This window comes from Pseudomonas turukhanskensis (assembly GCF_027922365.1).
GTDB lineage: Bacteria > Pseudomonadota > Gammaproteobacteria > Pseudomonadales > Pseudomonadaceae > Aquipseudomonas > Aquipseudomonas turukhanskensis.
The window spans coordinates 91,412-113,515 of sequence record NZ_BSFN01000001.1; the positions used below are offsets into that span (position 1 = coordinate 91,412).

Consider the following 22,104-nt stretch of genomic DNA (forward strand, 5'->3'; position numbering starts at 1 on the left):
GCGCAGTCCTTCCCGGGCTGGTTGATCAAAGGTCGTTAGAAGCAGTTGGAGCTGAAATATCTAAATAGTGCTGAGCCACATCGAGCATGCGATTGGCGAAACCCCATTCGTTGTCGAACCAGGCCAGCAGATTCACCAGCCGTGGGCCAGAAACGCGGGTCTGACTGCCATCGACAATCGCCGAATGCGGGTCGTGGTTGAAATCGCAGCTGGCGTGCGGCAATTCCGTATAGGCCAGCAAGCCTTTCAAGGGGCCATTCTCCGCGGCGTTACGCAGCACGCGGTTGATCTCGCTGGCATCGGTGTCGCGTGCAGTCTGCAGGGTAATGTCCAGGCATGACACATTCACCGTCGGCACCCGCACCGCTTTGGCCTGAATTCGCCCGGCAAGTTCCGGCAACAAGCGTTCGATACCGCGAGCCAGGCCCGTGGACACCGGAATCACCGACTGAAAGGCCGAGCGGGTACGCCGCAAGTCTTCGTGGTGGTAGGCGTCGATTACCGGCTGGTCGTTCATGGCCGAGTGAATGGTGGTGATGGATGCATATTCCAGACCCACCGCTTCATTCAGCAATTTCAGCAGCGGCACACCGCAGTTGGTAGTACACGAGGCGTTGGAAACCAGGGTTTCGCGGCCGGTCAGCGTCTGCTGGTTAACGCCGTAGACGATGGTGGCGTCGATATCCGCCTCGCTCGCCATCGGCTGCGAGAACAGCACACGCGGCGCACCGGCATCGAGAAAACGCTGGCCATCGGCCCGGCTGTTATAGGCGCCAGAGCATTCCAGCACCAGGTCGATACCCAAGGCAGCCCAGTTCACACCCTCGGGCGTGGCGCTGCGCAGCACTTGCAGGTTGTCGCCGTTGATATGCAGAAACTCGCCCTCGATGCGCACCTCGCCAGGGAACCGGCCGTGGGTGGAGTCGAAGCGCGTGAGGTATTCGATGCTGGCCAGATCCGCCAGGTCATTGAGCGCCACCACCTGAAAACCCGCCTTGGCACCACGCTCATACAACGCGCGCAGCACGCAACGGCCGATGCGGCCATAACCGTTAAGGGCAACTTTGTAAGGACGTTGGGACATGGACAGGCTCACGTCGGATGAAGCGGAGGGGGTGCGGCATACCTGCCGGGCTTACCCCGTCATTCCGCATCGGCGGACCGCCGCGCATGCGGGAATCCAGGTACGCAGATGGATCGGCGCGCCTGGGTCCCCGCCTACGCGGGGACGACGGTGTAAGCGGGCAAACGTTTTAGCCTTCCAGCAACTCGCCGGCCTGCTCGAGGATGTTCTCCACGGTAAAGCCGAAGTGTTCGAACAGCGCAGGCGCCGGGGCCGACTCGCCGAAGCTGGTCATGCCGATCACGCGGCCTTCGAGGCCCACATACTTGTACCAGTAGTCGGCGTGCGCCGCTTCGATGGCAATGCGCGCGCCCACCTGCAGCGGCAGAACCGACTGCTTGTAACCGGCGTCTTGAGCATCGAACACGCTGGTGCACGGGATGGATACCACGCGCACCTTGCGGCCTTGCTCGGTCAGCTTGTCGTAAGCGGCAACAGCCAGACCGATTTCCGAACCGGTGGCGATCAGAATCAGCTCAGGCTCGCCGGCGCAGTCTTTGAGCACATAACCGCCGCGCTCAACGTTGGCCAATTGCTCGGCATCGCGCGTTTGGTGCGGCAGGTTCTGACGGGAGAAGACCAGCGCTGTCGGGCCGTCTTTGCGTTCTACTGCGTGCTTCCAGGCGATGGCCGATTCAACGGCATCGGCTGGGCGCCAGGTGTCCAGGTTCGGCGTGGTGCGCAGGCTGGCCAGCTGTTCGATCGGCTGGTGAGTCGGGCCGTCTTCGCCCAGACCGATGGAGTCGTGGGTGAACACATACAGCACGCGCTGCTTCATCAGCGCCGACATGCGCACGGCATTGCGGGCGTATTCCATGAAGATCAGGAAGGTGGCGCCGTACGGCACAAAGCCGCCGTGCAGGGCCACGCCATTCATGATGGCGCTCATGCCGAACTCGCGGACGCCGTAGAACATGTAGTTGCCGGCAGCGTCTTCGGCGCTGACGCCTTTGCAGCCTTTCCACAGAGTCAGGTTGGAACCGGCCAGGTCAGCCGAGCCACCGAGGAATTCCGGCAGCAGCGGGCCGAAGGCGTTCAGGGCGTTCTGGCTGGCTTTGCGGCTGGCGATGGTTTCGCCTTTGCTCGCCACTTCGTTGATATAGGCAGCAGCCTTGTCGGCGAAGTCGGCAGGCAGGTCGCCGGCCAGGCGGCGTTTCAGTTCGCTGGCCAGTTCCGGGTGGGCAGCGGCGTAAGCGTCGAAGCGCTTGTTCCACTCAGCTTCGGCGGCAGCACCAGCAGCTTTGGCGTCCCACTCGGCGTAGATGTCGGCAGGCACTTCGAACGGCGCGTGGTTCCAGCCAAGGTTGGCACGGGTCAGGGCGATTTCGTCGTTACCCAGCGCGGCGCCGTGGCACTCTTCCTTGCCCTGCTTGTTCGGCGAGCCGAAACCGATGATGGTTTTGCAGCAGATCAGGGTGGGCTGGGCGCTTTTGCGCGCGGTGTCGATGGCGATCTTGATTTCTTCGGCGTCGTGGCCGTCGACATTGCGGATCACTTGCCAGCCGTAGGCTTCGAAGCGTTTCGGGGTGTCGTCGGTGAACCAGCCTTCGACTTCGCCGTCGATGGAGATGCCGTTGTCATCGTAGAACGCGATCAGCTTGCCCAGCTCCAGCGTGCCGGCCAGCGAGCTCACTTCGTGGGAAATGCCTTCCATCATGCAACCGTCACCCAGGAACACATAGGTGTGGTGGTCGACGATGTTGTGGCCAGGACGGTTGAACTGCGCGCCCAGCACTTTTTCGGCCAGGGCAAAACCCACGGCGTTGGCCAGGCCCTGACCCAGCGGGCCAGTGGTGGTTTCCACGCCCGGCGTGTAGCCGTATTCCGGGTGGCCCGGGGTGCGGCTGTGCAGCTGGCGGAAGTTTTTCAGGTCGTCGATGGACAGGTCGTAGCCGGTCAGGTGCAGCAACGAATAGATAAGCATCGAGCCATGGCCGTTGGACAGGATGAAACGGTCACGGTCGGCGAAGCTCGGGTTGCTCGGGTTGTGCTTGAGGTAGTCACGCCACAGCACTTCGGCGATATCCGCCATGCCCATCGGTGCACCGGGGTGGCCGCTGTTGGCTTTCTGCACGGCATCCATGCTGAGGGCACGAATGGCATTGGCACGCTCACGACGGCTGGGCATCGCTAATCTCCTGGGTAGGGCTGTTCACAAAAAGGCGGCCATTTTCGCCCAGGCGGCGGGTGCGGGGCAATCACAGATGGTCGCACTGAGGTGCTTTTCTACCCTGCGACCTAAGCGCACCGGCAATATCAAAACTTTTTGATATTGAGGTTGCTGGATAAAAAATGACCGACTAGACTGCGCAGCCTATGAATATGCGCGTGCCCCAGCTCCGTTTCGAGCCTGCCGACGAACTCGCTGCCTTGTGCAAGGCCGGGGGCGATCCGCTGCGTCTGAACGTGCTGCGAGCCCTGTGCAACGATTCGTTCGGGGTGCTGGAACTGGCGCAGATTTTCGCCACCGGGCAATCGGGCATGAGCCACCATTTGAAAGTATTGGCGCAGGCCGGCCTGGTGGCCACCCGGCGCGAGGGCAACGCGATTTTCTATCGCCGCGCACTAGCCCCCGCCGAGCGTTTGGGCCGCTTGCTGCACAGCGCCCTGCTCGATGAAGTGGATAACCTGGAACTGCCTGCCGACGTGCAAACCCGCATCGCCGCCGTGCATGGCCAACGCGCCGCAGCCAGCCAGGATTTTTTCAGCCGTATGGCCGAAAACTTCCGGGCCCAGCAAGACCTGATCGCCGGCTTGCCGCAGTACCGCGACAGCGTGCTGGCCCTGCTCGACGCCCTGGGCTTTGCAGCCGATGCCACGGCGCTGGAAGTCGGCCCCGGCGACGGCGGTTTTCTGCCTGAGCTCGCGCGCCGCTTTGCCCACGTGACGGCGCTGGACAACAGCCCGGCAATGCTCGAGCTGGCGCGCATGCGCTGCGAACAGGAAAGCCTGGGCAACGTCGAACTGTTACTGGCCGATGCGTTAAATGAAGACAGTGAGCGCCTGGCCGCTGACTGCGTGGTGCTGAACATGGTGCTGCACCACCTGGCCGCTCCGGCCGATGCGTTGAAACAGCTGGCGCAACGGGTAAAACCTGGCGGCAGCCTGTTGATTACCGAGTTATGCCGCCACAACCAGAGCTGGGCCAGGGAGGCCTGTGGTGATCTCTGGCTAGGCTTTGAACAGGACGACCTGGCCCACTGGGCAACCGCCGCAGGCCTGGTGTCCGGCGAGAGCCTCTACATTGGATTACGCAATGGTTTCCAGATTCAGGTGCGCCATTTTCAGCGCGCCCCTGGCAGCCCGGACCCATCAGCAGCCGTAACGCTGCCGACTACTTGATAAACAGGAACCCGTCGAGATGAGCGAATACTCTCTTTTCACCTCTGAGTCCGTGTCTGAAGGACACCCAGACAAAATCGCCGACCAGATTTCCGATGCCGTACTGGACGCCATCATTGCCCAGGACAAATTCGCTCGCGTGGCGTGCGAAACCCTGGTGAAAACCGGTGTGGCCATTATCGCCGGTGAAGTGACCACCAACGCCTGGGTCGACCTGGAAGAAATCGTCCGTAACGTCATCACCGACATCGGCTACACCAGCTCCGACGTAGGCTTCGACGGCGCCACCTGCGGCGTGATGAACATCATTGGCAAGCAGTCCCCCGACATCAACCAGGGCGTTGACCGCACCAAGCCCGAAGACCAGGGCGCCGGCGACCAGGGCCTGATGTTCGGCTACGCCAGCAACGACACTGATGTGCTGATGCCAGCGCCAATCTGCTACGCCCACCGCCTGGTGGAGCGTCAGGCAGAAGCGCGCAAATCCGGCCTGCTGCCGTGGCTGCGTCCGGACGCCAAATCGCAAGTCACCTTCCGCTACGAAAACGGCAAGCCGGTCGCTGTGGACGCCGTTGTACTGTCCACCCAGCACAACCCGGATGTCAGCTACAAAGACCTGCGCGAAGGCGTGATGGAGCTGATCGTCAAGCACGTGCTGCCGGCCGAGTGGCTGCACAAGGACACCCAGTTCCACATCAACCCGACGGGCAACTTCGTGATTGGTGGCCCGGTGGGCGACTGTGGCCTGACCGGCCGCAAGATCATCGTCGACTCCTACGGCGGCATGGCCCGTCACGGTGGTGGCGCGTTCTCCGGCAAAGACCCATCCAAGGTTGACCGCTCCGCCGCCTACGCCGGTCGCTACGTGGCCAAGAACATCGTGGCCGCCGGCCTGGCCGACCGTTGCGAGATTCAGGTGTCTTACGCCATTGGCGTGGCGCAGCCGACCTCGGTGTCGATCAACACCTTCGGCACCAACAAGGTCAGCGAAGACAAGATCATCCAGCTGGTGCGCGACACCTTCGACCTGCGTCCGTACGCCATCACCAAGATGCTCGACCTGCTGCACCCGATGTACCGTCCGACAGCGGCCTACGGCCACTTCGGCCGTACCCCGGAACAGCTGACCGTGGGCGACGACACCTTCACCACCTTCACCTGGGAAAAAACCGACAAGGCCGAACAGCTGCGCACTGCTGCCGGCCTGTAACGCTTCGTCGTGTTGCCCAAAAGCCCCGCCCAGTGCGGGGCTTTTTATTGCTCGCCTATCAGCGCCCAAACCACAAACTTTCTCGTCGCTGACACGCCATGGCCTACAAAGGCACCAGCACCGGCCGCTAGGAGCAAACCGCTCAATCCGTAACCTGCCTCGAGCCCTCACTCGAACAGGACGTTCACCATGCTGCGACGGATTGCCTTGCTGCTTTGCTGCGGTTTCTCCCTTCCCATTCTGGCGGCACCCTGTCCGACCTGGACGCCCGAGCAAGCCACCACCGAACTCGATGCCCTGACCCGGCAAATCAGCCAATGGGATGAGCACTATCACCGCCTGGGCCAATCGCTCATTGCCGATGAGCTCTATGACCAGACTGTTTTGCGCCTGCGCCAATGGCGTGAGTGCTTTCCCGCCATCCAGGTAGCTCAAGCCCCTGCGGCCCCGGCAACCGGTGGCCCGCTTGCGCACCCGATCGCCCACACCGGTTTGAACAAGCTCGCCGATGCCGCGGCGATCCAAGCCTGGATGCAGCACCGCGAAGATGTGTGGGTACAGCCGAAAGTCGATGGGGTGGCCGTTAGCCTGGTGTACCGCAATGGCCGACTGCATCAGATGGTCAGCCGCGGGGACGGCCTCACCGGCCAGGACTGGACCGCGCACGCCGAACATATCCCAGCCATTGCTTCCACCCTGCCGACTCAGGAAGCGCAAACCATCCTGCAAGGCGAGTTGTACTTGCGGCTGCCCGCCCATATCCAGGCCAAAAGCGGCGGCATGGGGGCCCGCGCCACGGTAGCGGGGTTGCTGAATCGCAAAGTGCTATCGGCAAGCGATGGCCCGCGTATCGGTCTATTCGTCTGGGAGCTACCGCTGGGGCCCGTGGAAATGAAAGCGCGACTGGAAAATCTGCGCGCCCTCGGTTTTGCCGACACCAACGAATTCAGCAAGCCCATCAGCCACTGGCGCGATGCCGAGCGCTGGCGGCGCCACTGGCATCAGAGCGCGTTGCCGTTTGCCAGCGACGGCGTGGTGGTCCGCCAGGGCACTCGGCCTGTCGGGAGCCGCTGGCGTGCCGCGCCGCCAGCCACCGCCGTAGCCTGGAAATACCCCTACTCCCAGGCATTGGCCGAGGTTCGGCGGGTGGAGTTCAAGATCGGGCGCACTGGGCGCATTACACCGTTGCTGCACCTGCAACCGGTGCGTCTGGACGACCGAACGATCCGCCGGGTCAGCGTCGGCTCGCTACGCCGCTGGCAGCGCCTGGATATTCGCCCCGGCGACCAGGTGGCCATCGCCCTGGCCGGCCTGACGATTCCGCGTCTGGACGACGTCACCTGGCGTACCCAGCTGCGCGCGCCGCTGGAGGGACCGAACGCCGAGGACTTTCATCACTTGAGTTGCTGGCAGCCAGACGGCAATTGCACCAGTCAGTTCCAGGCGCGGCTGGAATGGCTGAGTAGCAAAAAGGGCTTGGCCATGGCCGGCGTGGGGCCTGGCACCTGGGACAAATTGTTGAGTGCCAAACGTATGAACGGTTTACTCGACTGGCTGGACCTCGGCGAAGCGGAGCTTGCCAGCCTGCCCGGCTTCGGCAAACGCAGCGCCAACAACGTGTTCAACAGCTTTAACGCCGCGCGAGGGCGGTCGTTCACCACGTGGCTGAAAGCCATCGGATTGCCGCCCACGGGCGGCGCCAGCCTGCCGGAAAACTGGGACACGCTGGCCAACCGCAGTGAGCGCGATTGGCTGGCCCAACCCGGCATCGGAATTACACGTGCACAGCAACTGCAGGATTTTTTTCGCCACCCGCAGGTGCTGGCGCTACGGGACAAACTGCAAGCGGCGGCGGTACCCGGCTTCTGAAAACCCGAGCCGCCATCGCCGGCTCCATGGGATAGACTTCAGGCCATTGTGACCCTGCGACGGCCTGCCGCTCGCGGACTTTTCACTGCCATGGAGCGCTGCAATGTCTTCCCACCACCCTGTACGTCACCTTATTACCGCTGCCCTGCTGAGCCTTGTGACCACCGCCGCAGTAGCCGCTGAAACCACCAAGACCCTCACCGGCTGCGCCGCCAAACGCGACGCTATCTCGCAACAGATCGAACAGGCCAAGGCCGCTGGCAACAGCGCCCAGCAAGCGGGTCTGGAAAAGGCCTTGAGCGAGGTAAAAAGCAACTGCACCGATGAACAGTTGGAAAAATCCCGCGAGCAGAAGGTGCTGGACGCTCAACACGAAGTGAAAAAACGTGAGAGCGACCTGCAAAAAGCCATGAGCAAGGGCGACCCGGAAAAGATCGACAGCCGCAAAAACAAACTCGCCGAGGCCCGTAAAGAACTCGACGAGGCGAAGAAGCAGCTGGAACGCTGATCAGTGGTTGCGGAACGCCTTGTGGCAGGTTTCACAGGCGTCTTCGACGGCCTGCACGGGAGCGTCGAGTTTCTTCGCATCCAGTTGCGTGTCTTTGCTGGCCACTACTAGCGCCGCGGTAGCGGCCTCGAGGTTTTTGGCCAACTCCTGAAAGCGCGCCTGGTTTTCCCACACTTCGGGTTTGGCGCTGCTTTTGTCGGTTTCGGCTACCTGCGGGAAGTACTGCCAGGGTTGTTTGGACAGCTCATCGAGCTTGACCGCGCCGGCCGTGAAGCGGGCACTGTCAAACTGCACCCGCCCGCGCAACATGCCACCCAGGTCTTCGCCGGTTTTCAGCATTTGCTTGAACACCGCCTGACGTTTGCCTTGCGGTGAATTGGGATCGACACCGCCACAGGCAGTGAGGGCCACGCAGGCCAGGGCAACAAGAAAGGATTTTTTCAGAATCATGGACGAGGCTACTTTTTGGCTGTTCGACGGCGGCCGCCAGTATCCTCGCCTGGCGTCGGATTACCAACCGTTGCGGCGTTGCGCTGGTGCGCCATTGCGCCGCATCGGCTGATTTACCCGCTTTACGCGCTGACGAAGAAAAAGCTGGCAATCAAGGCCATACCAACGCCCCACACCAGCGAGCGGATCGGCGCCCAGTCGGCCAGGTAGCAGATCAGATAAAGCACACGGCTGACGACAAACCAGATGGCCAGCAGGTCGATGGTGGTTTGTGCCGCATGGCCGACCTGGTGGGCAATAATCACTGCCGCCGCGAACGCCGGCGTCACTTCAAACGCGTTGAGCTGCGCGTTGTTGGCGCGTTTCGCCGGCCCGGTCAGGGTCGCCTGCAGCGCGCGTGGGTCGTGGTTGTGTTTAGGCGTAAAGCCGCCACCCAGAGCCTTGGCAGCCACGGTGGACACGTAGGGAAGAAACAGCGCGATCAGCACGCACCAGTAAGCGATGGTCATGGCAACTCCTCGGTTTTATTGTCCGAGCAGCTTGCCCTTATGCGCGCGCAGAATCCATGGCCAACTGAGCGCTGGCCCATGGCATTTCAGTCAATCCGCCGGTTCAGGCCGAACCGCCCTCTTCCTTGAACTGGTCACGGATATAGGTGATTTCGGTTTTGCCGTGGGGCGCCGGGTTGCCTTCGATATCGACGTTCACAAACACCATCTTGTCGATGGTCAGAATGCTTTTACGCGTGATCTTGTTGCGCACCTCGGCGCGCATGGTCAGCGACGTGCGGCCGAATTCAGTGGCGGTGATACCCAGCTCGATAATGTCGCTCTGACGCGCCGAGCTGACAAAATTGATCTCGGAAATCAGCTTGGTCACCACCCGCTGGCTGCCCAGCTGGATGATGGCGTAGATCGCCGCCTCTTCGTCGATCCACTTCAACAGGCTGCCGCCGAACAGGGTGCCATTGGGGTTGAGGTCTTCTGGCTTCACCCATTTGCGCGTGTGGAAGTTCATATCTGCTCCTTGTGTTAGGACAGGTACAGCATGGCAGACGCCACCTGAGCCTGTCGCACCATGCCTATCAATAGTGCTCATAGCACTTGCGCATAACTAGACAGAAAGCCTTGGGCAAGCTCGCCTGCGCGGCTATAATCCTCCAGCTTCAAAGCGGCCTTGGGTAGTTACGGCCGCTCCCGCCACCTGCTCGAGGGGCGCTGCAGCAGGTGTTCTTTACCTGTCAGGCTCGAGCAGGGCGTAGAGAACAGCCGATGCAGGTGATGCATCGAGACTGTTAAAACGCATCAACGGCGCCCATTCGCACACCACGAATGGAGTTACAGCATGAGCGCTGCTTTTACCGACTATAAAGTCGCCGATATTTCCCTGGCCGCCTGGGGCCGCCGCGAAACCATCATCGCCGAATCCGAAATGCCAGCCCTGATGGGCCTGCGTCACAAGTACGCCGGTGAGCAGCCGCTCAAAGGCGCGAAAATCATCGGCTGCATCCACATGACCATTCAGACTGCCGTGCTGATCGAAACCCTGGTTGCCCTGGGTGCCGAAGTGCGTTGGTCGTCCTGCAATATTTTTTCCACGCAAGACCAGGCTGCTGCCGCCATCGCCGCTGCCGGTATTCCGGTGTTTGCCTGGAAAGGCGAGACCGAGCAGGAGTACGAGTGGTGCATCGAGCAGACCATCCTCAAGGATGGCCAGCCATGGGATGCCAACATGATCCTCGACGACGGCGGCGACCTGACCGAGATCATCCACAAGAAATACCCGGCCATGCTGGAAAAAATCCACGGCGTGACCGAAGAAACCACCACCGGCGTACACCGTCTGTTGGACATGTTGGCCAAGGGCGAGCTGAAAATCCCGGCCATCAACGTCAACGACTCGGTGACCAAGAGCAAGAACGACAACAAATACGGCTGCCGTCACAGCCTGAACGACGCCATCAAACGCGGCACCGACCACCTGCTGTCGGGCAAGCAAGCGCTGGTGATCGGTTACGGTGACGTGGGCAAGGGCTCGGCCCAGTCGCTGCGTCAGGAAGGCATGATCGTCAAGGTCACCGAAGTGGACCCGATCTGCGCCATGCAAGCCTGCATGGACGGCTTCGAAGTCGTTTCGCCCTTTATCGACGGCAACAACGACGGCACCGCTGCCAGCATCGACAAACTGCTGCTGAGCAAGATCGACCTGATCGTCACCACCACCGGTAACGTCAACGTCTGCGACAGCAACATGCTCACCGCTCTGAAAAAACGCGCCGTAGTCTGCAACATCGGTCACTTCGACAACGAGATCGACACCGCTTTCATGCGCAAGAACTGGGCATGGGAAGAAGTGAAGCCGCAAGTGCACAAGGTTCACCGCACCGGCGCCGGCAGCTTCGATCCGCACAACGATGACTACCTGATTCTGCTCGCCGAAGGCCGCCTGGTTAACCTGGGCAACGCTACCGGCCACCCGAGCCGCATCATGGACGGCTCGTTCGCCAACCAGGTGCTGGCGCAGATCTTCCTGTTCGGCCAGAAATACGCCGACCTGACCCCGGCGCAGAAAGCCGAGCGCCTGACCGTGGAAGTACTGCCCAAGAAGCTCGACGAAGAAGTGGCCCTGGAAATGGTCAAGGGTTTCGGCGGCGTCGTGACCAAACTGACCAAAACCCAGGCCGACTACATTGGCGTGGCGCAGGAAGGTCCGTTCAAGCCACACGCCTACCGCTACTGATGTGCCCGGCGCACGCCCCGTGCGTGCGCCTTGGTGCGAAGTACAGGCCCGGCTTTTGCTATGCACGTCGGGCCTGTCGACCATTCGCCAGCGTTTTCTAAGAGCACTGTTAAATGAGCAAAGAACGTCGCTACAGCTTCGAGTTCTTCCCGACCAAGACCGACGCTGGGCATGAAAAACTGATGGCCACCGCCCGTGTGCTGGCCGGCTACAACCCCGATTTCTTCTCCTGCACCTACGGTGCCGGTGGCTCCACCCGTGACCGCACGATCAACACCGTGCTGCAGCTGGACAGCGAAGTGAAGGTGCCCACTGCACCGCACTTGTCCTGCGTTGGCGACAGCAAGGCCGAACTGCGCGCCCTGCTCAAGCAGTATCAGGAAGCGGGCATCAAGCGCATCGTTGCCCTGCGCGGCGACCTGCCATCGGGCATGGGCATGGCCAGCGGTGAGCTGCGTCACGCCAACGACCTGGTGAGCTTTATCCGCGAAGAAACCGGCAGCCACTTCCATATCGAAGTTGCCGCCTACCCGGAGATGCACCCGCAAGCGCGCAACTTCGAAGACGACGTGGCCAACTTCGTGCGCAAGGCCAAGGCCGGCGCCGACAGTGCGATCACCCAGTACTTCTTCAACGCCGACAGCTACTTCTACTTCGTCGAGCGCGTACGCAAGATGGGCGTCACCATTCCTATCGTGCCGGGCATCATGCCCATCACCAACTACAGCAAGCTGGCACGGTTCTCCGATGCCTGCGGCGCCGAAATTCCGCGCTGGATTCGCAAGCAGTTGGAGGCCTATGCCGACGACATCGAGAGCATCCAGAGCTACGGCGAACAGGTGATCAGCGAGATGTGCGACCGCCTGCTGCAAGGCGGCGCGCCGGGCCTGCACTTCTACACGTTGAACCAGGCAGAGCCGAGCCTGGCGATCTGGAATAACCTCAAGCTGCCGCGTTAATACCGCTTGGGTAAAAGCCGCTTCTGAAGCGGCTTTTTTAATGAATACGTCTTTGAAATCGATCGACAAGGAAGCGCCTCGATGAACCGTTTTGCCCTCGCACTGCTCCTGCTCGGCACACCGCTGGCCCACGCCAGCTTTGACGACAGCGAGTGCGCGCCGAGCTTGCAGTTGCAAGCAAAAGGACTGGATGCCTGTTCCACCCAGGCGTTTCTGAGCCCCAGCAACGACACCCGTGCCAACTTGCACTGGCTGCTGTCGGACGCCGGCCAACCGAGCCTGGCGGGCAACCCGGAAAAAGCCGAAGACCAAAATGCCCTGGTGCCCTTTGCGCTGGACCAACTGTTCAGCGTCGCGAGCCCTGAAGCCGCCCCCACCGATACGCCAACCGAAGCGGATACCAATTCGCTTTCGGCGCTGATCGAAAAGCTGGGCATGAGCGCGGACTACCCGGACCTGAGCGAGGCGCCGTCCTATGCCAGCGGCGAAGGCAGCCGGCAGAGCAGCAACAACACCGACACCACCGCCACCTTTATCGCCCAGTTGCTGGCAGCCGACCTGCCCGAGCCCGAGCGCAAACGGCTGGCTATCCAACGCCTGACCCTGTTGCAGCAGGAGCACCCAGCCAGCGAGCCACAACCGCTGAATTTCACCGGGGTGCAATCGATTCCCGGCCGGCAATTTGCGACCTACCTGCAAGGCGCGGCAGCCTTCTATGACGGCGATTTCAGCGCCGCCATTGCGCGTTTTACCGAACTCACCAGCAGCGAACAGCCATGGCTGAAGGACACCGCCAGCTACATGGTGGCCCGCAGTCAGTTGAATGCAGCCCAGGCCAATGCCTTTGACGAATATGGCTACGCCGACCTGAGCAAGGCCGATCAACCTGCACTGGCCAATGCCGAAGCGGCCCTTCAGGCGTACCTGGCAAGCTACCCGCAGGGCGATTACGCGCTTTCGGCCAAGGGCCTGTTGCGCCGCGTGTACTGGCTGCAACAAGACAACGTAAAACTGGCCGCTGCGTATGCCGAGCAGTTGGCAGAACAAGACCTGAACAAGCGCGACAGCAGCCTGCAACAACTGACTGATGAGGTGGACAACAAGCTGTTCACCAGCGCCCAAGGCGTCACCAATCCCATGCTGCTGGCCGTTATCGACCTCAAGAACATGCGGTCGGAAGAGCCGCTCAGCAAGGAGCAACTGCAGGCGCAAAAACCGCTGTTTGCCAGTGAGCCTGACCTTTACGCCTACCTGCTCGGCGCCTGGCACTACTACGTCGGCGAAGTGCCGGCCGAGGCTTTGGCCGTTCTGCCAGAAGCTACCGACGACACCATTCTCGACCACCTGCATTTCAGCCAGCAGGTCGTGCGCGGCATGGCCTTGGAAGAGGACGGTCAATGGCCGGCGGCGCAAGCCCACTGGCTGAAGCTGTTCAAGCTGACCGAACAACCGATTCAACTGCAGCAACTGCAATTGGCGCTGGCCCTCAATTACGAGCACAGCAACCAGGTGGAGAAGATTTTCGCCGCCGATTCGCTGATCACCAACAGCGACTGGCGTGCGCAAGTGTTGAGCCGTGTTGCCTCGCCTGAGCTGCTTCGGCGCGTGGCGAACGACGGCAAGGTCGCAACGGCAGAATCGATCACCGCGCTGTCGGTGCTGCTCTACAAGGATTTGTTGCAAGGCCACTATGCGGCGTTCAAGGCCGACCTGGCGCTGGTTCCTGAGCCGGTACCCGAGCCGCTCACGCAATTCGTCAACGCCCAAGGCGAGAATGACGACGGCTATACCTGCCCAACCCCTAAAGAAACCGCGGCGGTGCTGGAAAGCGAACCGGGTAATGCCCAGGCCCTCAACTGCCTCGGCGAGTTCAGCCGCAGCCATTCGCTGCCCCTGGACGGCTCGCCGGGCGAATATGCCTTGGGTGGCAGCAAAAGCCAGTTCCCGGGCGAACGCTTCGACCCGCTGCACGGTTACCAGCAGATTATCGCCAACGAAAAAGCCCCGGCCGACGACCGCGCCTATGCGCTGTACCGCGCCATCAACTGCTACGCCACCAGCGGCTACAACCATTGCAACGGCGATGAAATCGACAAGGCTGTACGCAAGCAGTGGTTTTCCACGCTCAAACGTCAGTACGCCAACAGCACCTGGGCCCAGTCGCTGAAGTACTACTGGTAAGCCGGTGAAGGGCTTTTTGCTTGGCCTGCTGCTGGCCTGCTGTGGCGGCCCGGCCTTTGCCGGGGTGGATGCCAGCCAGTACGACGCCTTCTGGCTCTGGAGCGGCGTGCAACCGCAGCCGCTGCTGGCCCGGGCGAAAAGCCTGTACATCCTGCAAGGCCAGATCGAGCGCGCGCCACGCCGCCAGGGCGGGGCCGTGCGCTTTCTGGCCCAAGGCATGTCCGTGCCCAGGCTAGCCACTCATCCCGGCGAGATCTGGTTGGCGTATCGCGCGCAAACACTAGAGTGGCCGCCTGAAGCCTATGCCGTGTTGCTGTCGCAACTACGGCGCTGGCAGCTGGCGGGCAACGCCGTGGTGGGCATCCAGATTGACTTCGATGCTCGCACCCGCGATCTGCACCACTACGTGAAATTTCTGCGCGAGCTGCGCGAACGTCTACCAAAAAACTACCGCCTGAGCATCACCGGCTTGCTCGACTGGGCCCCCAATGCAGACCCCGCAGTATTGAACCAATTGGTCGGTGTTGTGGACGAACTCGTCATCCAGACGTATCAGGGCCGCCACACCATTGCCAATTACAGCGCTTACCTGCCACCAACCAAGCACCTGCAACTGCCGTTCAAGATCGGCCTGGTGCAATACGGCAAGTGGCAGGCACCGTACTTTCTCGAAGGCTTGCCGCTGTTTCGAGGCTATGTGGTTTTTCTCCTCAATGCCCCTGCGTCGCCGCACTAGGCGCATTGTGGAAATGCTCTGTTATACTCCGGCTTCCCCGCTTGGCTTACGCCCGGACGCTGGCCCTCCTAGAGGCCCGCAGGACCGGACGGGAGCGCGCCCTCAACGCGCTTCATGCACGGCAGAATTTCCCCATGGGCCACGCCCTTACTAAACAGGATTACTCATGTCCTTTGCTTCCCTCGGTCTCTCCGAGGCTTTAGTCAGTGCCGTTGAGGCTGCTGGCTACACCGAGCCCACTCCAGTGCAACAGCGGGCTATTCCCGCCGTGTTGCAAGGTCGCGATCTGATGGTTGCCGCCCAGACGGGCACCGGTAAAACCGGTGGCTTCGCCTTGCCGATCCTCGAGCGCCTGTTCCCCAACGGCCACCCGGACCGCGAGCACCGCCACGGCCCGAAACAGCCCCGCGTGCTGGTACTGACCCCCACTCGCGAACTCGCCGCGCAAGTGCATGACAGCTTCAAGCTGTATGCGCGCGATCTGAAATTCGTCTCCACCTGCATCTTCGGCGGCGTTGGCATGAACCCGCAGGTGCAAGCCATGGCGCGCGGTGTCGACGTACTGGTCGCCTGCCCGGGCCGTTTGCTGGACCTCGCCAGTCAAGGCAGCGTGGACCTTTCCCATGTGGAAATCCTGGTCCTGGACGAAGCCGACCGCATGCTCGACATGGGCTTTATCCATGACGTGAAGAAGGTGCTCGCGCGCTTGCCGAGCAAACGCCAGAACCTGCTGTTCTCGGCAACCTTCTCCAAAGACATCACCGACCTTGCCGGCAAACTGCTGCACAACCCCGAGCGCATCGAAGTCACGCCGCCCAACACCACTGTCGAGCGCATCGAGCAACGGGTGTTCCGCCTGCAGGCTAACCACAAGCGCGCCCTGCTCGCTCACCTGATTACCGCCGGTGCTTGGGAACAAGTGCTGGTATTTACCCGGACCAAGCACGGCGCCAACCGCCTGGCCGAGTACCTGGACAAGCACGGCCTGCCAGCTGTGGCGATTCACGGCAACAAGAGCCAGAACGCGCGCACCAAGGCCCTGGCTGACTTCAAGGCCAATGCCGTGCGCATTCTGGTGGCCACCGATATCGCCGCCCGTGGCCTGGACATCGACCAACTGCCCCACGTGGTCAACTTCGAGCTGCCCAACGTTGAAGAAGACTACGTGCACCGTATCGGCCGTACTGGCCGCGCGGGCCGCAGCGGTGAAGCCATCTCGCTGGTGGCGCCGGACGAAGAGAAACTGCTCAAAGGCATTGAGCGCATGACCAAACAGAAGATCGCCGATGGCGACCTGATGGGCTTCGATGCCAGCACCGTGGAGGCGGAAAAACCGGAAGTGCGCGAGCGCCCTGAAGGCCAGAACCGTGGCCGTGGTGCCCCGCGTGACCCGAACAAACCGGGCGGCGGCGGTGGCGAACGCCGTGGCAGCGGCCGCAAAGACAAAGGCAAGGACGGCAAAGACAAACCCGCTGCCCAGGGCCGTGACAAACCTGCCGGTCAAGGTCGTCAACAGCAGCCGCGCCAAGGTCAGCCGCGCAGCAACGAACCGCGTCAACCGCGCACCAGCAACGCTGCGGCGGCGATTCCGCCACTGCCTGCCGATCGCGCGCCGGACGAGTTTCTGGACGACGAAATCGACAACTTCGGTAACCGTGCCGACTATGTCAGCCCGAACCAGGGTCGTCAGCAGAACCGTGGTCGTCGCCCGGCCGCACCGACTGGCCCGAGCGCCAGCAACGGCGTCGGTCAAGGCGCTCCGCGCCCTGCCGGCCAAGCGCCGCGCAGCCAATCGCCGCGTCCGCAAGGTCAAGGCAAACCGGCCGGTGGCGGCCAGCGCAATGGTGGTGCCAATGCGGGCCAGGGCAAACGCGCCCCGGGCCGTAGCGGCTCCGGCCAGCCACGTCGTGATGACTCACGCAATCGCGGCCGCGATGACTCCCTGCGTCAGGAACCGGCCGTGCGTGGCCCGCGCGAGCCGCAGCACACGCCGGTAATCGTGCACAAGGAGTCGAAAATCGACCGTACCTTGACGCCCGAACAGCTGGAGCAACTGGACAAGCTGCCGAGCCGCAACCGCGGTGAAAAACCGGCACTGCTGACCCGTAATCGCGAAGGCTAAGCCCCGCGCTTTACACAAAAACACCGGCCTTGGACCGGTGTTTTTGTTTGTGCCGGCCAACTCCATTGCCGTAAGAGTGAGGGGAACGGCCACCCGATCGCTCGAACCTTGGAAACTTGGAGGGGCGAATTGCGTTCGCACCATTCGCCAGCAAGCTGGCTCCTACGAGTCCCGAGAAGGCTTTAACCCGCACACAAAAACGCCGGCACTAGGCCGGCGTTTTTGTGTGCGGGTTAAAGCCTTACTTCTTCACGCCTTCAAACGAAATGATCAGCTCCAGCTCCTGGGATTTCGGGCCCAGGTCTTTCTGGATGTCGAAGTCTTTCAGCTTGATGGTGGTGGTGCCTTCGAAGCCTGCACGGTAGCCGCCCCATGGGTCTTTGCCTTCGCCGATGAATTTGGCGGCGATGACAACCGGTTTGGTGACGCCGTGCAGGGTCAGGTTACCGGTCACGTCAGCGGTGCCTTCACCGGTGGATTTGACCGAGGTCGAAACAAATTTGGCTTCCGGGAATTTCGAGACGTCGAGGAAGTCGGCGGTGCGGATGTGCTTGTCACGCTCGGCGTGGTTGGTGTCAACGCTGGTGGTTTTCAGGGTGACGTCGATTTTGCTCGCTTCAGGCTTCTTGGCGTCGAAGCTGAAGGTGCCTTCCCAATCCTTGAAGGTGCCGTAGATGTAGCTGAAACCCAGGTGGCTGATTTTGAAATCGATAAACGCGTGTTGGCCGGTTTTGTCGATGGTGTAGTCGTCAGCCATGGCCTGGCCGGCGCTCAGCAGGGCAGTACCAAGGGCCAGGGCAGCCAGGGATTTTTTCAGGTTGAGCATTGCGTAAGTCCTTCTAGTGCAGTGAGTGAGTCAGTCGGCGCGACGGCCGAACATGCGGGTCAGGGTTACATCGTGATCGATGAAGTGATGCTTCAGAGCTGCTAACGCATGGAGACCGGCAAAAATTACCAAGCCCCAGGCGAGGTACAAATGCACTGCACCGGCAACGTCTTCCTGGTCAGGAATGCTGGTGAGTGAGGCAGGTACCGCGAACAAGCCAAATACTTCAATAGGCCGGCCATCGGCGGTGGAGATGAGGTAGCCGGCAATCAGTACGGCAAACAAAACCAGGTACAGCACCCCATGACCGAGCTTGGCGCCCAGACGGGTGGCCTTGCTGTAGCTGCTCAGGGTCGGTGGCGGCGGGCTGATGAAGCGCCACAGCAGGCGCACCAGCATCAGCGCCAACAGGGTCAGGCCGATGCTTTTGTGTAGCGCCGGCGCAGAGTGGTTGTAAGGGCTGTAGTAATCGAGGGTGACCATCCACAGGCCCAGACCGAACAATCCGAATACCGCCAGAGCGATGCCCCAGTGCAACACGATGCTGACCAGGCCATAACGGGAAGGGGAGTTGCGCAGCTGCATAGCAAGGTTTCCGTAAAAAGCAGTGGGCTAAGACTAGCGGTAAATCTATCGAGTTAAAGCGAAAAATTCTGCTTTGAAATATCGGGAAATACGATGGGTTGTAGCGGGTTAGACGGGAGAAAAGAACGGATGACCGAGTGGTCGGGGTGAGTGCGCACTTATGAGGGGGCAGCCTCGAAGCCTTTGATTAGCGGTGTAGCGACGGGGACGTAATGGCTTAGGGCGAATATCCGCACCCCGGATATCCGCCGCTACTCAATGCTGGGGCATCAATTGAACAGCTTGGAGAAGAACCCAGGCTTGTCTTCGCCGTCTTTGGTTTTCTTCACCGGCGCTGCTTCGGCAACTACCTGCTTTTTCGCCGGGTCGACTTCCTTGCCCGCCAACAAATCCTGCGCCTGACTGGCCGCGCGCTGGCCGCTACGCAGGGCGCCTTCCAGGGTGCCGGGGTACATCGCATCAGTATGTTCACCGGCGAACACCACGCGCTGCAGCGGTTTTTCCCACATGCGCCAGTTACGCGTCAGTTGGCCGGGGCCGTACGCCAGGTAGGAACCGCCGGTAGACGGGTCCGTGCTGTAGCGTTTGATTTCATAGCCGGTAAACGCGCCGCGCGCTTTCGGGTAGAAGGCGTGCAGGCGGATCAGCACCTGGTCAACCATCTGCTTGTCGCCGAACGCTTGCAGCACACGGGCGTTGTCGCCCGAGAGGTTGATCACCACATTGGCGCCGCCCTTGGCGGCCGGCTCGATCCACAGCATGCCCAGGCCCTGGTCGGTGAAAATTTCCCCGGACAAGCGCGCCTTGCTCTCCCACACCGGGGTTTTGAACTTGAGCATGATCTGGTCACGCCAACCGTAGTTGGTGCCTTTGATGGCGGCCATGTGCGCGGCGTCCAGACCCGGCGTCAGCTGGATCTGCGCCAGCGCCTTGAGCGGCACAGCGAGTACCACATAGTCGGCGCTGTAACCCACGGCGCCGGCCTTGACCGTCACACCGTCCTTGTCCTGGCTAATGGCCGAAACCTTGGAATTGGTCTTGATGGTTTTCAGCTGCTTGAGAAAGGCCGACGCCAGCACCTGGCTGCCACCGGGCAGGCGCGCGGCGCGCAGGTCGCGGTCGTCCACGCCACGGTACACACGGGTTTGCTGCGCCAGGTAGAGCAGCGACAAACGCGAGGGCTCGTCATAGCGCGAACGGATGCGCTGATTCACCAACAGCCGTGCAGTGGCCGGCAGCGCCAGCTTGTCCAGCCACTTGGCCACGGTGATCTGGTCGAGGGCAAACAGTGTGTTATTGGCGGCCGGGTTCATCGGGTCACTGATGGAAGCGGCCAACTCGTCCAGGCTCTTGTCGAAACGCTTGAGGCCTTCGGCGGTTTGCGGCTGCTTGGTCGCCAAGTCTGCGGCGGTAAAGTACTCGCCATTGATCAGGTAGCTGGGGTTACGCACAAACTCAGGCGCGGGCAGGGTTTGCAGCTTGAAGGTGTCCAGATAGCTATTCAAAGCGGGCTGGACTTTCTTGCCCGCAATCCACTCGCTGGTAGCTAGCCCCGAACGGCCACCGATGCTGGGCTTGGCTTCCAGCAGGGTTACCTGCCAACCCTTCTGTTGCAGCTCATACGCTGCGGTCAAACCCGACAACCCGCCGCCAACCACAATGGCGGTCGGTTGCTTCGCGGCGGCGGGTTTGTCGGCGGCGTTCGCGGCCACACTGAAAACACCCATTGCCAGCAGCGCCAAGGCGCGCAAACCGGTCCGTAACATAAACAACTCCTTAAACCCGTTCCGCAGGCAGCGGGACGCTCTTAGATGGCGCGCAGAATACGCCGCAGACCGAAGCGGAACCAGCCAGACCCGTCGGCTAAATGGTGTTTGGGTTGTTACAGCGCCGACCATTGCATAGGCTGCACCCCTGCTTTACGTGCCCAGCCTGCGACTGGCCGCGTCTGTACAGCTGTCTCGACTGCCTGGGAGTTTCGAATGAGCCTGAATAATCAGTGGATGCAACGCGATCTGGCGGTGCTCTGGCACCCATGCACACAAATGAAGGACCACGAGCAATTGCCGCTGGTGCCCATCAAGCGTGGCGAAGGGGTGTGGCTCGAAGACTTCGACGGCAAGCGCTACCTCGATGCCGTCAGCTCCTGGTGGGTAAATGTGTTTGGCCATGCCAACCCGCGCATCAACCAGCGCATCAAGGATCAGGTCGACCAGCTGGAACACGTGATTCTGGCCGGCTTCAGCCATCAGCCGGTAATCGAGCTGTCCGAGCGCCTGGTCAAACTCACCCCGGCGGGGCTGGACCGGGTGTTCTACGCCGACAACGGTTCGTCCGGCATCGAAGTGGCGCTGAAGATGAGCTTTCACTTCTGGCGCAACACCGGTCAGGAGCGCAAAAAACGCTTTATCACCCTGACCAACAGCTATCACGGGGAAACCATTGCCGCGATGTCGGTGGGCGATGTGGCGCTGTTTACCGAAACCTATAAGTCGCTCTTGATGGACACCATCAAAGTGCCCAGCCCCGACTGCTACCTGCGCCCCGAGGGCGTGAGCTGGGAAGAGCACTCGCGGGTGATGTTCGGCCAGATGGAACAGGCCTTGGCCGAAAACCATCAGGACGTCGCTGCGGTGATTATCGAGCCGTTGATTCAAGGCGCCGGCGGCATGCGCATGTACCACCCGGTGTACCTCAAGCTACTGCGCGAGGCCTGCGACCGGTACGGCGTGCACCTGATCCACGATGAAATCGCCGTCGGTTTCGGCCGCACCGGCACCCTGTTCGCGTGCGAGCAGGCCGGTATCGCGCCCGATTTCCTGTGCCTGTCCAAAGCCCTTACCGGCGGCTACCTGCCGATGGCGGCGGTGCTGACCAGCGAAGCGATTTACCAAGGTTTCTACGACGACTATCAAACCCTGCGCGCCTTCCTCCATTCCCACACGTACACCGGCAACCCGTTGGCCTGTGCAGCAGCGCTGGCGACGCTGGATATCTTCGAGCAAGACAACGTCATCGAAGCCAACAAGGCCTTGAGCGCGCGTATGGCTAGCGCCACGGCGCACCTGGTCGACCACCCGCATGTGGCGGAAGTAAGGCAGACCGGCATGGTGCTGGCGATTGAAATGGTGCAAGACAAAGCCAGCAAAACGCCCTACCCGTGGCAGGAGCGGCGTGGCTTGAAAGTGTTCCAGCATGCGCTGGAGCGCGGTGCGTTGCTGCGCCCGTTGGGCAGCGTGGTGTACTTCCTGCCGCCGTACGTGATTACGCCAGAGCAGATCGACTTTCTGGCCGAGGTGGCCAGCGAGGGGATTGATATTGCAACGGCCAATAGCACTTCGGTGCCGGTGAGTGGCCGTCACCCGAACTTCCGCGATCCGGGTTAAACGAGCTCTTGGTCGTCGGCCATACGGCGTAGAGCCCTCGCCGAAAATGCTCACGTACTGGAGTACGT

The 22,104-nt window shown here is 61.5% G+C and carries 17 protein-coding genes, 1 pseudogene and 1 riboswitch; of the genes and pseudogenes, 10 read left to right on the forward strand and 8 right to left on the reverse strand.

Annotation, left to right across the window (positions count from 1 at the left end; genetic code table 11):
- Positions 1 to 25: 25 nt before the first annotated feature.
- Together epd and tkt are read right to left on the reverse strand one after the other, a co-directional pair.
- Complete coding sequence (gene epd, locus PKE98_RS00380) at positions 26 to 1,084, reverse strand: erythrose-4-phosphate dehydrogenase (protein ID WP_271193250.1); 1,059 nt, start codon at positions 1,082 to 1,084, stop codon at positions 26 to 28.
- A 169-nt stretch (positions 1,085 to 1,253) separates the two neighbouring features.
- Positions 1,254 to 3,251, reverse strand: coding sequence for a transketolase (gene tkt / locus PKE98_RS00385; protein ID WP_271193251.1), 1,998 nt, complete (start codon positions 3,249 to 3,251; stop codon positions 1,254 to 1,256).
- Between the two features lie 188 nt (positions 3,252 to 3,439).
- Here tkt and PKE98_RS00390 point away from each other — a divergent pair, with 188 nt between their 5' ends.
- From PKE98_RS00390 to PKE98_RS00405, 4 genes are all read left to right on the forward strand, one after another.
- Positions 3,440 to 4,465 carry an ArsR/SmtB family transcription factor gene (locus PKE98_RS00390; RefSeq protein WP_271193252.1) on the forward strand — a complete coding sequence of 342 codons (1,026 nt, stop codon included), beginning with the start codon at positions 3,440 to 3,442 and terminating at the stop codon, positions 4,463 to 4,465.
- Between the two features lie 19 nt (positions 4,466 to 4,484).
- A complete protein-coding gene (gene metK, locus PKE98_RS00395; RefSeq protein WP_271193253.1) occupies positions 4,485 to 5,675 on the forward strand; it encodes a methionine adenosyltransferase in 1,191 nt (396 codons plus the stop codon).
- Between the two features lie 189 nt (positions 5,676 to 5,864).
- Positions 5,865 to 7,544: an NAD-dependent DNA ligase LigB gene (gene ligB / locus PKE98_RS00400; RefSeq protein ID WP_271193254.1), complete on the forward strand. Its 1,680-nt coding sequence runs from the start codon at positions 5,865 to 5,867 to the stop codon at positions 7,542 to 7,544.
- 103 nt (positions 7,545 to 7,647) lie between these two features.
- Entirely contained in the window at positions 7,648 to 8,052 is a 405-nt protein-coding gene (locus tag PKE98_RS00405) for a DUF1090 domain-containing protein (RefSeq protein ID WP_271193255.1), read from the forward strand.
- On the opposite strand, the gene PKE98_RS00410 is transcribed toward PKE98_RS00405, so the two are convergent.
- The 3 genes from PKE98_RS00410 to PKE98_RS00420 form a co-directional block, all read right to left on the reverse strand.
- Positions 8,053 to 8,502: a c-type cytochrome gene (locus PKE98_RS00410; RefSeq protein WP_271193256.1), complete on the reverse strand. Its 450-nt coding sequence runs from the start codon at positions 8,500 to 8,502 to the stop codon at positions 8,053 to 8,055. It abuts the gene before it with no gap.
- Between the two features lie 122 nt (positions 8,503 to 8,624).
- The gene (locus tag PKE98_RS00415) at positions 8,625 to 9,011 is read right to left on the reverse strand and encodes an MAPEG family protein (protein ID WP_271193257.1); all 387 of its coding nucleotides are present in this window, start codon (positions 9,009 to 9,011) and stop codon (positions 8,625 to 8,627) included.
- Positions 9,012 to 9,114: 103 nt separating this feature from the next.
- The gene (locus PKE98_RS00420; RefSeq protein ID WP_309298732.1) at positions 9,115 to 9,519 is read right to left on the reverse strand and encodes an acyl-CoA thioesterase; all 405 of its coding nucleotides are present in this window, start codon (positions 9,517 to 9,519) and stop codon (positions 9,115 to 9,117) included.
- Between the two features lie 186 nt (positions 9,520 to 9,705).
- Positions 9,706 to 9,825, forward strand: a riboswitch (S-adenosyl-L-homocysteine riboswitch).
- Between the two features lie 21 nt (positions 9,826 to 9,846).
- Here PKE98_RS00420 and ahcY point away from each other — a divergent pair.
- The 5 genes from ahcY to rhlE2 all read left to right on the forward strand — a co-directional run bounded on the left by ahcY (position 9,847) and on the right by rhlE2 (position 17,239).
- Positions 9,847 to 11,241, forward strand: coding sequence for an adenosylhomocysteinase (ahcY, locus tag PKE98_RS00425; protein ID WP_271193258.1), 1,395 nt, complete (start codon positions 9,847 to 9,849; stop codon positions 11,239 to 11,241).
- Between the two features lie 113 nt (positions 11,242 to 11,354).
- Positions 11,355 to 12,200, forward strand: coding sequence for a methylenetetrahydrofolate reductase [NAD(P)H] (gene metF, locus PKE98_RS00430; RefSeq protein WP_271193259.1), 846 nt, complete (start codon positions 11,355 to 11,357; stop codon positions 12,198 to 12,200).
- Positions 12,201 to 12,281: 81 nt separating this feature from the next.
- On the forward strand, positions 12,282 to 14,381 hold the full coding sequence (locus PKE98_RS00435) for a PA5441 family protein (protein ID WP_271193260.1): 2,100 nt from the start codon (positions 12,282 to 12,284) through the stop codon (positions 14,379 to 14,381).
- A 4-nt stretch (positions 14,382 to 14,385) separates the two neighbouring features.
- Complete coding sequence (locus PKE98_RS00440) at positions 14,386 to 15,117, forward strand: DUF3142 domain-containing protein (protein ID WP_373877790.1); 732 nt, start codon at positions 14,386 to 14,388, stop codon at positions 15,115 to 15,117.
- A 166-nt stretch (positions 15,118 to 15,283) separates the two neighbouring features.
- Positions 15,284 to 17,239, forward strand: a complete 1,956-nt coding sequence (rhlE2, locus tag PKE98_RS00445) for an RNA helicase RhlE2 (protein WP_271193261.1) — start codon at positions 15,284 to 15,286, stop codon at positions 17,237 to 17,239.
- Between the two features lie 241 nt (positions 17,240 to 17,480).
- Here the strand turns inward: rhlE2 and PKE98_RS00450 are convergent, their stop codons facing one another.
- From PKE98_RS00450 to PKE98_RS00460, 3 genes and pseudogenes are all read right to left on the reverse strand, one after another.
- Positions 17,481 to 18,065 (reverse strand): YceI family protein, encoded by a 585-nt coding sequence (locus PKE98_RS00450; RefSeq protein ID WP_271193262.1) that lies wholly within the window; start codon positions 18,063 to 18,065, stop codon positions 17,481 to 17,483.
- Between the two features lie 30 nt (positions 18,066 to 18,095).
- Positions 18,096 to 18,650 carry a cytochrome b gene (locus tag PKE98_RS00455; RefSeq protein ID WP_271193263.1) on the reverse strand — a complete coding sequence of 185 codons (555 nt, stop codon included), beginning with the start codon at positions 18,648 to 18,650 and terminating at the stop codon, positions 18,096 to 18,098.
- Positions 18,651 to 18,925: 275 nt separating this feature from the next.
- Positions 18,926 to 20,416 (reverse strand): annotated as a pseudogene (locus PKE98_RS00460) (flavin monoamine oxidase family protein); the annotation flags it as partial.
- Positions 20,417 to 20,632: 216 nt separating this feature from the next.
- On the opposite strand from PKE98_RS00460, the gene PKE98_RS00465 reads away from it, so the two are divergent.
- Positions 20,633 to 22,036, forward strand: a complete 1,404-nt coding sequence (locus tag PKE98_RS00465; RefSeq protein WP_271193264.1) for an adenosylmethionine--8-amino-7-oxononanoate transaminase — start codon at positions 20,633 to 20,635, stop codon at positions 22,034 to 22,036.
- Positions 22,037 to 22,104 lie beyond the last annotated feature (68 nt).

What these genes read in the sequence shown, in the direction of transcription:
- PKE98_RS00410 (WP_271193256.1), bottom strand. Translation starts at nt 8,502, where the DNA reads ATGATTCTGAAAAAATCCTTTCTTGTTGCCCTGGCCTGCGTGGCCCTC.
- PKE98_RS00455 (WP_271193263.1), bottom strand. Translation starts at nt 18,650, where the DNA reads ATGCAGCTGCGCAACTCCCCTTCCCGTTATGGCCTGGTCAGCATCGTG.
- PKE98_RS00450 (WP_271193262.1), bottom strand. Translation starts at nt 18,065, where the DNA reads ATGCTCAACCTGAAAAAATCCCTGGCTGCCCTGGCCCTTGGTACTGCC.
- epd (WP_271193250.1), bottom strand. Translation starts at nt 1,084, where the DNA reads ATGTCCCAACGTCCTTACAAAGTTGCCCTTAACGGTTATGGCCGCATC.
- PKE98_RS00405 (WP_271193255.1), top strand. Translation starts at nt 7,648, where the DNA reads ATGTCTTCCCACCACCCTGTACGTCACCTTATTACCGCTGCCCTGCTG.
- PKE98_RS00420 (WP_309298732.1), bottom strand. Translation starts at nt 9,519, where the DNA reads ATGAACTTCCACACGCGCAAATGGGTGAAGCCAGAAGACCTCAACCCC.
- ligB (WP_271193254.1), top strand. Translation starts at nt 5,865, where the DNA reads ATGCTGCGACGGATTGCCTTGCTGCTTTGCTGCGGTTTCTCCCTTCCC.
- PKE98_RS00435 (WP_271193260.1), top strand. Translation starts at nt 12,282, where the DNA reads ATGAACCGTTTTGCCCTCGCACTGCTCCTGCTCGGCACACCGCTGGCC.
- tkt (WP_271193251.1), bottom strand. Translation starts at nt 3,251, where the DNA reads ATGCCCAGCCGTCGTGAGCGTGCCAATGCCATTCGTGCCCTCAGCATG.
- PKE98_RS00415 (WP_271193257.1), bottom strand. Translation starts at nt 9,011, where the DNA reads ATGACCATCGCTTACTGGTGCGTGCTGATCGCGCTGTTTCTTCCCTAC.
- PKE98_RS00465 (WP_271193264.1), top strand. Translation starts at nt 20,633, where the DNA reads ATGAGCCTGAATAATCAGTGGATGCAACGCGATCTGGCGGTGCTCTGG.
- metF (WP_271193259.1), top strand. Translation starts at nt 11,355, where the DNA reads ATGAGCAAAGAACGTCGCTACAGCTTCGAGTTCTTCCCGACCAAGACC.
- metK (WP_271193253.1), top strand. Translation starts at nt 4,485, where the DNA reads ATGAGCGAATACTCTCTTTTCACCTCTGAGTCCGTGTCTGAAGGACAC.
- ahcY (WP_271193258.1), top strand. Translation starts at nt 9,847, where the DNA reads ATGAGCGCTGCTTTTACCGACTATAAAGTCGCCGATATTTCCCTGGCC.
- rhlE2 (WP_271193261.1), top strand. Translation starts at nt 15,284, where the DNA reads ATGTCCTTTGCTTCCCTCGGTCTCTCCGAGGCTTTAGTCAGTGCCGTT.
- PKE98_RS00390 (WP_271193252.1), top strand. Translation starts at nt 3,440, where the DNA reads ATGAATATGCGCGTGCCCCAGCTCCGTTTCGAGCCTGCCGACGAACTC.